This window comes from Actinokineospora fastidiosa (assembly GCF_014648415.1).
Taxonomy (GTDB): domain Bacteria; phylum Actinomycetota; class Actinomycetes; order Mycobacteriales; family Pseudonocardiaceae; genus Actinokineospora; species Actinokineospora fastidiosa.
In genome coordinates, this window is sequence record NZ_BMRB01000002.1 from 1,648,245 (window position 1) to 1,660,708 (window position 12,464).

General features: G+C 72.9%; 11 protein-coding genes. 6 read left to right on the top strand and 5 right to left on the bottom strand.

Going from position 1 to position 12,464, the window contains the following annotated elements:
• Nucleotides 1-3: 3 nt before the first annotated feature.
• Nucleotides 4-1,125 (bottom strand): acyl-CoA dehydrogenase family protein, encoded by a 1,122-nt coding sequence (locus tag IEY98_RS17490; protein ID WP_189211865.1) that lies wholly within the window; start codon nt 1,123-1,125, stop codon nt 4-6.
• A 128-nt stretch (nt 1,126-1,253) separates the two neighbouring features.
• Between IEY98_RS17490 and IEY98_RS17495 the strand changes: the two genes are divergently transcribed.
• Nucleotides 1,254-1,862: a TetR/AcrR family transcriptional regulator gene (locus IEY98_RS17495; protein ID WP_189211467.1), complete on the top strand. Its 609-nt coding sequence runs from the start codon at nt 1,254-1,256 to the stop codon at nt 1,860-1,862.
• Between the two features lie 144 nt (nt 1,863-2,006).
• Here IEY98_RS17495 and IEY98_RS17500 read toward each other — a convergent pair whose 3' ends face one another.
• Nucleotides 2,007-2,471 carry an NUDIX hydrolase gene (locus IEY98_RS17500; RefSeq protein WP_189211468.1) on the bottom strand — a complete coding sequence of 155 codons (465 nt, stop codon included), beginning with the start codon at nt 2,469-2,471 and terminating at the stop codon, nt 2,007-2,009.
• 256 nt (nt 2,472-2,727) lie between these two features.
• On the opposite strand from IEY98_RS17500, the gene IEY98_RS17505 reads away from it, so the two are divergent.
• The 4 genes from IEY98_RS17505 to IEY98_RS17520 all read left to right on the top strand — a co-directional run bounded on the left by IEY98_RS17505 (nt 2,728) and on the right by IEY98_RS17520 (nt 6,577).
• Complete coding sequence (locus IEY98_RS17505) at nt 2,728-4,887, top strand: sensor histidine kinase (protein WP_189211469.1); 2,160 nt, start codon at nt 2,728-2,730, stop codon at nt 4,885-4,887.
• Nucleotides 4,887-5,552, top strand: a complete 666-nt coding sequence (locus IEY98_RS17510; protein ID WP_189211470.1) for a response regulator — start codon at nt 4,887-4,889, stop codon at nt 5,550-5,552. The genes IEY98_RS17505 and IEY98_RS17510 overlap by 1 nt, the downstream gene beginning before the upstream one ends.
• A gap of 34 nt (nt 5,553-5,586) precedes the next feature.
• Nucleotides 5,587-5,832: a DUF2630 family protein gene (locus IEY98_RS17515; protein WP_189211471.1), complete on the top strand. Its 246-nt coding sequence runs from the start codon at nt 5,587-5,589 to the stop codon at nt 5,830-5,832.
• 106 nt (nt 5,833-5,938) lie between these two features.
• On the top strand, nt 5,939-6,577 hold the full coding sequence (locus IEY98_RS17520) for a helix-turn-helix transcriptional regulator (RefSeq protein WP_189211472.1): 639 nt from the start codon (nt 5,939-5,941) through the stop codon (nt 6,575-6,577).
• A gap of 57 nt (nt 6,578-6,634) precedes the next feature.
• On the opposite strand, the gene IEY98_RS17525 is transcribed toward IEY98_RS17520, so the two are convergent.
• Nucleotides 6,635-7,921, bottom strand: coding sequence for a COG1470 family protein (locus IEY98_RS17525; protein WP_189211473.1), 1,287 nt, complete (start codon nt 7,919-7,921; stop codon nt 6,635-6,637).
• Nucleotides 7,922-8,101: 180 nt separating this feature from the next.
• Here IEY98_RS17525 and IEY98_RS17530 point away from each other — a divergent pair, with 180 nt between their 5' ends.
• The gene (locus IEY98_RS17530; protein WP_189211474.1) at nt 8,102-10,666 is read left to right on the top strand and encodes a choice-of-anchor D domain-containing protein; all 2,565 of its coding nucleotides are present in this window, start codon (nt 8,102-8,104) and stop codon (nt 10,664-10,666) included.
• On the opposite strand, the gene IEY98_RS17535 is transcribed toward IEY98_RS17530, so the two are convergent.
• Nucleotides 10,596-11,243 carry a pyridoxamine 5'-phosphate oxidase family protein gene (locus tag IEY98_RS17535; protein WP_189211475.1) on the bottom strand — a complete coding sequence of 216 codons (648 nt, stop codon included), beginning with the start codon at nt 11,241-11,243 and terminating at the stop codon, nt 10,596-10,598. The two genes, IEY98_RS17530 and IEY98_RS17535, sit on opposite strands and share 71 nt — an antisense overlap.
• A 10-nt stretch (nt 11,244-11,253) precedes the next feature.
• On the bottom strand, nt 11,254-12,198 hold the full coding sequence (locus tag IEY98_RS17540) for a zinc ribbon domain-containing protein (protein ID WP_189211476.1): 945 nt from the start codon (nt 12,196-12,198) through the stop codon (nt 11,254-11,256).
• Nucleotides 12,199-12,464: the final 266 nt, after the last annotated feature.

Genomic DNA, 12,464 nt, shown 5'->3' on the forward strand with positions numbered 1-12,464 from the left:
CCCTCAGAGCGTGCGGGCGATGATTTCCTTCATGATCTCGTTCGTCCCGCCGTAGATCCGCTGCACGCGCAGGTCGGTGAACATGCGCGCGATCGGGTACTCGTTCATGTAGCCGTAGCCGCCGTGCAGCTGCAGGCAGTCGTCGACGACCTTCATCGCGCGGTCGCTGGTCCACCACTTGAGCATCGCCACGGTCGGGATGTCGAGTTCGCCGCGCAGGTGCTTGCTGATGCAGTCGTCGAGGAACACCCGGCACACGCGCGCCTCGGTGGCGACCTCGGCCAGGGTGAACTTGGTGTTCTGGAAGCCGAACACCGGGCGGCCGAACGCCTGGCGGTCCTTCGTGTACTGCAGGGTGACCTTGAGCGCCAGCTCCATGCCGACGACCGACGACACGCCGATGATCAGCCGCTCCTGCGGGAGCTGCTGCATCAGCTGGATGAAGCCCTGGCCCTCCTGCGGGCCGAGCAGGTTGGCCACCGGCACGCGCACGTCGTCGAAGAACATCTCGGCGGTGTCCTGGGCCTTGAGCCCGACCTTGTCCAGCACCCGGCCGCGGCGGTAACCCTCGCGCGCGGTCTCCACGCCGATCAGCGAGATGCCCTCCGCGCCCTTGGTCGGGTCGGTCTTGGCCACGACGATGACGAAGTCGGCCTGACCGCCGTTGGTGATGAACGTCTTCGCGCCGTTGAGCACGTACTCGTCGCCGTCGCGGACGGCCTTGGTCTTGACGTTCTGCAGGTCCGACCCGGTGCCGGGCTCGGTCATGGCGATGGCGCCGACCCACTCGCCGGAGGCCAGCTTGGGCAGCCAGGACCGCTTCTGCTCCTCGGACCCGTAGGCCAGCACGTAGTGCGCCACGATGCCGTTGTGCAGGGACACGCCCCAGCCGGAGTCGCCTGCGCGGGCCTGCTCCTCGATCAGCACGACCTCGTGGGCGAAGGTGCCGCCGCCCCCGCCGTACTCCTCGGGGATCGACAGGCACAGCAGGCCGACCTCACCGGCCTTGCGCCACAGGTCGCGGTCGACCTCCTTCTGCTCGATCCAGCGCTCGACGTTGGGCGTCAGCTCCTTCTCGCAGAACGTCCGCGCCAGGTCGCGGAAGGCGTCGAGGTCGTCATCCATCCACGGCGAGCGGTTCACCGGAGCCTCCACGGGGTGAAAAACAATCAGTCCGGAATGTATCTTCAGGAGCGAAGGTACCCGCCCGGTCGACGGCCCGTAAAGTCCCGCCGAGGACTTGGGAGGTTTCGGTGGCCACACGCACCCACCGCACGCAGCAGGAACGCAGCGAGCAGACCCGGGAGGCGCTGCTCGACGCGACGATCGAGTGCCTGGTCTCGCTGGGCTACGCGCGCACCACGGTGCAGGAGATCTGCGCGCGGGCGGGCGTGTCGCGCGGGGCGCAGCAGCACCACTTCACGACCAAGGCCGAGCTGATGACGGCTGCGCTGCAACACCTGTTCGGCAGGCTGATCACGCAGGTCACCGCGTCGGCGAAGGAGCTGCCGCCGGGCCCGGAGCGGATCAGCCACGGCATCGATCTGCTGTGGGAGGCCTACTCCGGGACGCTGTCGACGGCGGCGGTGGAGCTGTGGGTCGCCGCGCGGACCGACGCCGAACTGCGGGAATCGCTGCGCCCGGTGGACCGCGCGCTCGGCCACGCGACGCTGTCGCTGTACCGGGAGGCGGCAGGCGACCTCCCCGAGGCCGAGGTGGAGACGTTGCTGCTGCTCAGCGTCAACCTGGTCCGCGGCCTGGCGCTGGACGCGATGATGGGCGGCGACGAGGCCCGGCGGGTCCGGCTGCTGGAGGAGTGGAAGGCCACGGTGCTGGAGCGGTATCTCGCCTTCACCGGCTGAACAGCGGTGGCCCACCCGGCCCTCGCTCGGGTGGGCCACCGCTCATGTAGAGATGAGGGCGCAACTACCCGATAGTGACGTTCGCTTTCGCGAACACTTTCCATCCCGGGGTGATCGGTCCACCGGACAGGGGATGACCTGGCCTTAGTCCGCGTACTGCCACCATTCGTCCGACCAATAGGTGTCGGCGACCTCGAACGCGGTGATGCGGTCGGCCTCGCGCCAGGGGGACACCGCGTCGAGCTGGGCGAGGTCCACCCAGTCCGTCTCGTCGTACGCGGTGAGGTTCGGGCGCGGGTCGCCCGCGTCGAGGTCGAGTGTGGACTGGCTGGGCAGCTGGCAGCGCAGGACCCGCAGGACGGCCGGGTCGCCGGTGGACGTGGGCCAGGAGACCAGGGCGCGGTCGGACAGGATGCGGTCCACGCACCGCAGATCGATCGCGAACTCGACGGTGAACAGCTCCGCGAGCGCGCTGGCCTCCGAGCCGCCCTCCGGCACCTCGACGCCCGGCAGCTCCCAGTAGCCCGCCACCGGCTGCGGCCTGCAGCGGCGGGCCACGAACAGGCGTCCCGCGCGGACGATGGCGGCGCCGACGACAACGGTCTCCATGCCCGCCAGCCAATCCCGCCGCGGCGGTCCCGGCGTGGGCCCGGAGGGCGGCCGTCGGGGCGACCGCGTCCGCCCGAACGGGAACGGGCGACCGTGTTGGTCCAGCGATGGGCCACTGGGCGGGGAACGGAGCAGGCGCCACTGCTCCATCCGGGTGGCCGCGGCCGGGCTGACCAGGCGAGGGGACTGTCGCGGAAGCAGTACCGTGCGGGATGATCGCCGCGTGTCCGGTCGGCGGTCGGGTGCCATCGTCCTGTTGGTCTCCCTCGCACTGCTCGGCGCGGCCGGGTGGTGCCTGCTCTCCCGCGCGCTCGCGCCCGGCGACGGGGCGACGGTCAACCTCGGCGACGCCGCGCACTCCCCCGCGGGCGTCGTGGTCATCACCGCCGACGCCGGCAGTCCGCTGCGGCCTGGCGACCTCATCGAGTCCATCGACGGTCGGGAAGTACCTCACGCGGGCGGGTCTGCCGCGCAGGTGGGAGACGTCCTCGTCTACCAGATCGTGCGCGACGGTGTCGCGCAGTCGATCCCGGTCCCGCTGCGCCCCTACCCGCTGACCCGCGACCTGAACAACGGCTGGCCGACGCTGCTGGTCGCCGGGCTGCTCGCGGTCATCTCGATCACCATCTTCCGCGTGCGCCCCAGCGAACCGGCGGCGCGCGCCGCGCTGCTGGCGTCCGGGTTCGCGGTGCTGACCACGACCGGCGCCGCGGTCTTCGGGCTGCAGCCGCTCGACCTCGCCGCGGGCGACCAGTTCTGGCGGTGGTACGTCGGCGAGGCCGCGTTCGTCCTGCTGTGGGGCGCGATGCTGCACTTCGCGCTCGTGTTCACCGGGCCCCGCCCGCTGTGGCAGGTCGGGTCCGCCTACCTCGGCGGGCCGCTGCTGTACGGCGTCGTCTCGCTCATCTCCCCCACCTTCGCCACGACGGCCTCCCCCGCGATGCCCGCCCTGTTCGTCTACCCGATCCTCGTGCTGGGCGTGCTGATCCACACCTACGTCACCGACGTCGAGTCGCGCAGGCGCCTGCGGCTGCTGGCCATCGCGATGGGCGCGGGCGTGCTGACGTACCTGGCGGTGTGGGCGCTGCCGACCGCGCTGGTGGGCGCGCCGCTGCTGCCCGAGCGCTACCACACGCTGGCGTTCCTGCCGGTGCCGATCGCGGTGGCGACGGCGATCCTACGGCACCGGGCGCTGGACATCGAGGTCGCGATCAGCCGCTCGCTGGTCTACGGCGTGGTCAGCGCGGGCATGATCGGCGCCTACATCGGCGTGGTGACGGCGTTGTCGCTGCTGTTCCCGCCGATGGACCGGCTGTGGCAGCAGGCGCTGGCCGCGGCGACGCTGGCGGTGCTCGTGCAGCCCCTGCACGGCTGGGTCCGCGAGCGGGTCAACCGCAGGCTGTTCGGCCATCCGGACGACCCCTACCGGGTGGTGTCCATTCTGGCTGATCGGCTCGCGGGCACCCGCGCGCCCGGCGAGACCCTGCCCGACATCGTGGCCACGGTCGCGCGGGCGCTGCGCCTGCCGTACGTGGCCGTCGAGTTCGCGGGCCCCGCCGGGCCGGAGACGGCGGCCAGCACGGGCGAGCCGACGGCCGACACGCACCGCCTGCCGCTGACGTTCTCCGGCACGCCGGTCGGCACGCTGATCGCGGGCGGGACGGGCGTGCTGCGCCGCCGCGACCGGGTCGCCCTCGCCGACGTGGCCGCGCACCTCGGCGCCGCCGTGCACACCGCCCGGCTGACCCGCGACCTGCGGCGCAGCCGCGACCGGCTGGTCCGCGCCCGCGAGGAGGAGCGCAGGCGGCTGCTGCACGACCTGCACGACGGCGTCGGCCCGACGCTGGCCGCGATCGCGCTCGGCCTCGACGCCGCCCGACGCGGGGTGGACCCCGACTCGCCCACCGCGGCGCTGCTGTCGCGGCTGCGCGCCGAGCTCGCCGACGCCGTGGCCGAGATCCGCAGGCTCGCCCACGGCCTGCGGCCCCCGGTGCTGGACCAGATCGGGCTGGTCCAGGCGCTGCGCGCGTACGCGGGGGCGCTGGCCAGCCGCACCGCGCAGATCGGCGGGCACGAGGGCGTCACGATCATGGTCGAGGTGCCGACAGTCATGCCGAGGCTGCCCGCGTCCGTCGACGTGGCGGCCTACCGCATCGTGTGCGAGGCGCTGACCAACGTCACCCGGCACGCCGCCGCGCGGTCGTGCTCGGTGCGGCTGTGGGTGGACGACGAACTGCACATCGAGGTGGTCGACGACGGCATCGGCCTGTCGGAGGTGGCAACCGCGGGGGTCGGCCTGGCGTCTATGCGGGAGCGAGCGGCCGAGCTGGGCGGCGATTGCCTGGTGCGGTCGGACGACGGCGGCGGCACCCGCGTGCTGGCCACGCTGCCGCTGCCCAAGGAGGGGGTGCCGTGATGACGTCCAGCGCCGTGGCGACGACGCGCGTCCTGGTCGTGGACGACCATCCGCTGTTCCGGTTCGGACTGTGCACCGTGCTGGCGGGCGAGCCCACCGTGGACCTGGTGGGCGAGGCGGCCACCGGGGCGGAGGCGATCGCGGCGGCCGGGGCGTTCGGGCCGGACGTGGTGGTGATGGACGTCCACCTGCCCGACATGACCGGCATCGACGCCACCCGCGAGATCGTGGCGTCGCGCCCCGACACCGGCGTGCTGATGCTGACCATGTTCAACGACAGCGAGTCCGTCTTCGCCGCCATGCGCGCGGGCGCCCGGGGCTACCTGCTCAAGGGGTCGGGCCAGGAGGAGATCGTGCGCGCCGTGCACGCGGTCGCCCGCGGCGAGGCGATCTTCGGCCCGGACATCGCCAGCCGGGTCCTGGGCTTCTTCACGACCCCGCCCGCCGCGCCGGACGTGCCGTTCCCGGAGCTGACCTCGCGCGAGCGGGAGGTGCTGGCCCTGCTGGCCGACGGGGCGAGCAACGCGGCCATCGCCTCCCGGCTCACGCTGAGCCCGAAGACGGTGCGCAACCACGTGTCCAGCATCTTCGCCAAGCTGGCCGTCGCCGACCGCGCGCAGGCCATCGTCCGGGCGCGGCAGGCGGGCCTGGGCAGCGGCCGCTGATTCGGCCGGGTGTCCCCCGGGTACCCGGGGCGGCATGGACGACACCGACATCCACGACCGCATCAAGGGCCTCATCGACGAGGAGCACCGGCTGCGCGAGCGCGCCCAACAGGGCGACATCGAGCCCGACGACGAGGCGCGGCGGCTGCGCGCCGTCGAGGTCCAGCTGGACCAGTGCTGGGACCTGCTGCGGCAGCGGCGGGCGCTGCGCGGCGCGAGCGACGACCCGGACGCGGCGGCGCCGAGGGACGAGAGCACCGTCGAGAACTACCGGCAGTAGGCGGAAAGGGCACCAAGAAGGGTCCCAACCGGGACACCGGTCCCATGCGCCCGGGACGCCTGAAAGGGCAAGGTATCGGGCAGCCGAGCGAACAGGGGTGGGGACCATGTTGGAGCAGAACCGGACCGCCGTCGTCATCAGGGCAACGGACCCGATCTTGCGCAACGGGGTGCACATGGCGCTGCGGACCAGACCGGAGGTGTGGCTGGTCGACGACATCGCCGCGGCGGACGTCAAGGACGCGGTGGCCCTCGTCGTGGCCGACCGGTTCGACGACCGGGCCAACACGCTGCTGAAGTCGGTGCAGTGCCGGGGGTTCGGCCGGATCGTGCTCATCGCGGGCGAGCTGGAGGACACCGAGATCCTGACCGCCGTCGAGGGCGGGGTGTGCGCGGTGGCGCGGCGCAGCGAGACCACGCCGGACGTGCTCGTGCGGCTGGTCAAGGCCGCTGCCGCCGGGGAGGGCGCGCTGCCGCCGGACCTGCTGGGCAGGCTGCTCAGCCGGGTGTCCCGGCTGCAGCGGCACGTGCTGGAGCCGCGCGGGCTGCACCTGGCGGGCATCACCAACCGCGAGACCGAGGTGCTGCGGCTGGTCGCGTCCGGACTGTCCACAAAGGAGATCGCGGACAAGCTGTGCTACTCCCAGCGGACGGTCAAGTCGATCCTGCACGACGTGACCAACCGCTTCCAGCTGCGCAACCGCTCGCACGCGGTGGCCTACGCCCTGCGCGAGGGCCTGATCTGACAGCGTGCACAGGGAAACGGCGCGATCACCCGATCGCGCCGTTTCGCTGTTCCCCGATCAGCCCGCGAGCCTGCCGGAGAAGGACGCGGCGGGGGTGCAGGTGTCGGTGGCGGGGTCCTCGCAGCTGACCGCGAGCACCAACTGCTCGCCGGGGTCGAACGTCCACGGCTCCACCAGGTGGTAGTCCAGGTCGCGGAAGTTCGCCAGCCCGACCTCCAGCAGGACGATGTCGCCTCGGCGCAGTTGCAGCAGTCCGGCGTCGCCGCGCGGGTTCTGGAGCAGGATGTCGGTGATCACCAGCGTCTTGTCCGCCGCGGGGGCCGGGTCCGCGGTGAAGGTGGCGAAGTCGGTGGGGTTGGCCGCCGTCGGGGCGCTGGCGGTGATGCGGAAGTCCGTCGTGCTGCCCGCGGAGATGTCCACCCCGCCCGGGGAGACCACGGACGGCTTCGGCGGGGCGATCCCGCCGTCCTCGACCGCCTTCTGCGCCGCGTCCGCCTTCTGCTGGGCGTCGGCCGCCTGCGCGGCGGCGTTGTCGGCCTTCGCGGCGACCTCGGCCTGCTTCTCCTCGGCGGCCTCGACCGCGGCCTCCCGCGCCGCGGACTGCAGTGTCGGCTTCAGCACGGTGAACCACAGCGTCACCAGGGCGATGGCGATGACCAGCAGGGCGATCAGCGCGGGCAGCAGCCACTTCGGCAGCAGCTGCTGCTGCACGACCGTGCCGTTGGCGTGCACCGGCGGCGTCTCCGGGGCGACCGCGGTCACCTGGAACGGCAGCCTGCGGTCCTGCCCGCGCAGGAACCGGTCGTACGGGCGCACCTTCAGCTTGAGGAACGCCGAGGTGCCCGGCTCGACGGTCAGCGCGGCGTGGTCCAGGCTGAGCTTGAGCTGCTCCTCCGGGTCCGACGGGTGCAGCTCGACCGACAGCGGGTGGTTGCCCGCGTTGTCCACCACCAGCTGGTGGCGCGCCCGCCGCCTGCACGTCGACGTCTTGGGCACCAGCTCCAGCTGCAGGTCGGTGAACGGCGCGACCAGGACCGCGCCCTCCTCGACCCGCGACCCGGTCGGGTCCTCGCGCGAGGCGACCCGCACGCCGAACGGGACCGCGCCCGCGAGCACCTGCGACGAGCGCGGCGGGGCGAAGGCCACCTCGACCTCGGCCTCCTGGCCGGGCATGAGGTTGACCACCTGCGGGGTCACCGTCGTCCACTCGCGCGCCTCGCCGACGACGTCCACGCTGAACTGGTCGACCAGCGGGCCGGAGTTGTGCACGCGCACGGTGGTGACGACCGTCTCGCCCGGGGTGGCGGCCAGCTCGCGGCCCGCCAGCGTCGTGGTGGCTCCCATGCGGGGAAGTGTCTCGATCACCGCGGACGGCGGGGACGCCGCGCGGGGTGCCGGGCCGGGCAGCCCGCGCTGCCCCAACGGGCACCCCACGGCGACCGCTTCGCCACCCGCGCATCTGGTCATCTTCTCCCTCAGCGCGCCTAGGTTCGGCTGCGCAGTCCGCGATCAGGGGAGGTACCGGTGCGCGCAGCGCGATCGGCCGCGGTCCGCCGCGGCGCGCTCGGACTCGTCGTGGTGACGGCGGCGGCGCTGGTCGTCTGGGTCCCCGCGGGCACGGCGGCCGTCGCCCCCGGCGACACCGCGCTGGTGACCCGCTCGACCGAGGCGACGCTGCCGAACTCCGAGGCCGTGGAGACCGCGATCTCCGGCGACGCACGGCACGTCGTCTTCTCCTCCCGCGGCTCCTACACCGACCTGGACAACGACTTCTCGGTCAACGTCTTCGCCCGCGACCTGACCACGGGCGTCACCACCCAGGTCAGCGTCGCCTACTCCGAGGGCGAGGCGGTGTCGCCCAACGGGGACAGCGCCCAGCCCGCGATCTCGGCGGACGGCCGCTACGTCGCCTTCGTCACGACGTCGACCGACATCACCGGCGACGACTACCCGGCGGACGTCGTCGTCGCCGACCGCGACGGCGACGGCAACGGCACGCTCGACGACAGCCTCCTGGAGTTCCACCGGATCTCCGACTCCGACATCTACGAGGGCAGCCCGCGAACGCCGCGCATCTCCGCCGACGGCGGCCGGGTGCTGTGGACCGACGAGTCCATCGGCGACTCCGGCCGCCGGTGGGTGGTCCGCTACCGCGACCTCGACAGCGGCGCGCCGACCTCGCCGATCCGCACCGTCGGCGCCGACCCCGACCCCGACGACCTCCGGTTCGTCGTGGGCGCCTACGACGGCGCGCTGTCCGCCGACGGCACGCACGTCGCGATGACCGTCGACTTCGTCGAGTACACCGAGCCGGGCCTGCGCGGGCGGCCGCTGCTGCGGCTGGCCGGGCAGAGCGCCCCCGCCCCGGACTTCACCGCGATCGTGCTGGTCCGCCTGGCCGTCGGCGACGAGTCCGACGAGGTGTCCAGGGTGGACTTCGACGAGGACGGCGCGTTCCTGGGCACCAGCCGCGAGGTCGGGGTCCGGTTCCCGGCCCTGTCCGGGGACGGCTCGGTCGTGGCGTTCGAGGCCCAGGCCTACGACACCAACTCCGACGGGGCCTGGTTCCCCTTGGCCGACCAGCCCAACGTCTACGTGCACCTGCGCGGCGAGGAGCGGTCGTCGATCGTCTCCCGGAACAACGCGGGCGAGCTGCGCAACGGCGCCCGGCCCGCGCTGTCGGCCGACGGCCGGTACCTCGCGTTCGTCACCGACTCCCTGGACATGCACGACGGCATCGACTGGGGCCCCTACTCCAGCTCGTGCCTGCACGAGACCGACTCGGTGGCCGCCGTCCCGCCGCCGGACGCAGAGCGGGACCTGCGCACCTACTGCCAGGTCGTCGTGCGTGACCTCATCCTGGACGAGGCCCGCGAGACGGCGGGCGCGGACCGCCTGCCGGGCGTGCTCGCCTCCCCCGGGCTCGACCCGTTCTGCTCGGAGAACGTGCCCGATGGCGAGACCTGCGCCGGGAACCGCAGCAGCGGCCTGAGCCCCAGCCAGTGGATCCTCGACTTCGGCGACGGCGAGGGCGTGCCGAGCCTGAGCGCGGACGGCGGGCGGGTCGCCTTCGACTCCTTCTCCGAGGACCTGACCGCCGACGACCCGGCGCCCGAGGCGCGCGAGTGGGACGGCTTCGTCCGCACGTTCCTGCCCACCCTGGTGGCGGACCCGGTGGACTTCGGCGACACCGAGGTCGGCTCGACCCGCGACCGGACGGCGACGCTGCGCGTGGTCGGCGCAGGTCCGCTGACCATCGCCTCGATCACGGTGGACGGCGTCGACTTCGCCCCGGGCGCGGACACGTGCGTGGGCGTCCGCCTGCACCGCGAGGACTCCTGCCTGGCGGGGGTGCGGTTCTCGCCGACCGCGGCGGGCGGGAGGTCCGGTGTTCTGGTCGTGCGGCTGGCCGACGGCCGGGAGTTCGCCGTCGACCTGCGCGGCAGCGGGTCGGAGGTCCCGGTGGTCCCGGGCGGACCCGAGTTCGCCGCGGCGCCGAACCCGGTCGACTTCGGGGCGCGGCTGCTGCTGTCCACCGACCCGACCGCGACCGTGACGGTCACGAACACCGGCGGCTCCCCGATGACCTTCCCCGCGCCGCCGACGGCCGCCGGCGACTTCTCGGTGCGCTCGACCGACTGCGCCGTCCTCGCCCCGGGCGCGTCCTGCGGGGTGGTCGTGCAGTTCCGGCCGACCCGGCCGGGGGCGCGGACCGGGGTGCTGGTCATCGCCAGCGACGCGCCGGGCGCGCCGCACCTGGTGGCGCTGCGCGGGTCCGGCAGTCAGCCGGTGATCGTGGTGAACCCGGGCGTGAGCAGGCCGGGGCGGGTCATCTCGGTGAGCGGCACGGGGTTCCCGGCGAACGCGGCGGTGACGGTGGGCTACCAGGAGTCGATCGAGACCGCGATCGCGCAGTCGTCGAACGAGGGCGCGTTCCGCGTCTCGCTGCTGCTGTTCCCCAAGGCGGCGATCGGGACCCGGACGGTCACGGCCACCGTGGCCGGGGTGGCGCCGGAGCTCATCCAGCCGGGTCGGCTGCTGGTGGTGTACCCGTCGATGTCGCCGCCGGAGTTCCTGACCCGGGGCTGAGGTCGGCGCGCGGCGGGAGCGGCAGCGGCAGCGCGGGCAGGCCGTCCAGGCTCGCGCCGACGTGCGGCTTCTTGGCGCAGTACTCGGCGAACTCGGGATCGGACTTGCGTCCGAAGTGGTCCTCGTGCAGCGTGCGCTCGCCGCGGTACTCCATGAACGGGACGGCGAACCCGCAGGTGTCGCTGATGCGGTTCGCGGTGACGACGATCACGGCGCGGATCGCGGGCTTGTCGCCGTCGGGGAAGCGGGCCGCGAGCGCGGGGAACCGCTCGTCGTCGCGGAAGACGGGCTCGCCGGTCCCGTGCACGCGCACGATGTTCGGCGGGCCGTCGAAGGCGCACCACATGAGCGTGATGCGGCCGTTCTCGCGCAGGTGCGCGATGGTCTCCGCGCCGCTGCCGCCGAAGTCGAGGTAGGCGACGGTCCGCTCGTCGAGGACGGTGAGCGAGCCGGACCGCCCCTTCGGACTGACGTTCACGTGCCCGCCGTCGACCGGCGCGGTGGCGACGAAGAAGACAGGCTGCGCGTCGATGAAGTCGCGCAGCCTGCCGTCGATGCGGTCGTAGGTCTTCCCCATGGCGGGGAGTCTATCGTCGGATGAACATCTCAATCTCCGTGAAGGCCAGGTCGGTGCCCTTGACGGACTTGAAGACGTCGATCACGTGGATCTCCACGCTGCGCGCGCCCTGGCCGTTCTCGAAGCTGATCTCCTGCGGGTCCGGCTGGTCCTTGAGCTCGACGTCGGCGGTGCGGCCGGTGTCGAACACCAGGTGCAGCCTGCGGGGTCGGTGCATGCTCTGGAACCCGTCCTGGGCGCCTGCGCGCACGATGGCCTTCTCCAGGTCGACGGGGCGGTCGTAGGTGAGGATCAGGATGGGCTTGCTGTTGCCGGGGGCGGCCCAGTAGGACTTGGTGTTGCCGTCGACGGCGGCCTCACCGGGGTGGTCGGGCAACGCCGCGGTCGCCTTGACGGCGATCGGGGACACCGGGTCGTACTGCGGGAGGACGAGCTCCTCCACCCACTGCTTGGCGCCGAGCGCGCGTTCGTTGACCCAGCCGCGGAACTGGCTGGAGACCCCGTAGGCGATAGTGGCGATCAGCAGGAGGATGGAGACGACCCTGCGGGTGGCGCGGAAGACGGCGCCCGCGGTCTCGGCGAACTTGGACTGACCCTGGCGAGTCCCCTTGGGACGGTCGCCGGTCTTGCGGACCTTGGCGCCGCCCTTGGGAAGCAGCTTCCGCCACCACGGCGTCTTGACGACCTCGGCGTCGGCCAGGGAGGTGCCGCATCGGCTGCAGAACTTGCGGGTGGGCGCGTTGCCCTCGCCGCACTCGCCGCAGACCAGGTCACCGGGCTTGAGCTTGGCGGTGGGCGGCCGCTTGCGGGTGACGGGCGCCGCAGGCTTCGGCTGCTGCGGCAGCTCCCCCTTCCCGGTCTGCCCGACCCCGGCAACCGGCACCACCAACTTCTTGGCCGCGTCCCGCTCCTCGACAGTGGGCAACCGGGGCGGTTCGGGAGGAGTGCTGTCCATAGGACCGACCTTGTCCGCGGAGGGCTTGGGGGTGATCGCGGGGAGCGGGATCGAGCTAGCCGTCTGCCCGTTGGCGGCCTGCTCGGGCGGGCTTGCCGGTGGGGGAACCTGCGGGAGCGGAGGTGGGGGCGGCGGCAGGGATGGACTGTCGACCGATGCCTTCGGCACAGGTGGCGGCGGCAGCTTGAGCGCACTGCTGGCCGCAGGAGGCCCGGGAGGCGGCACGGCACCGACCGGCTTCGGCGGCGCAGGCGGCGGAGCCGTCG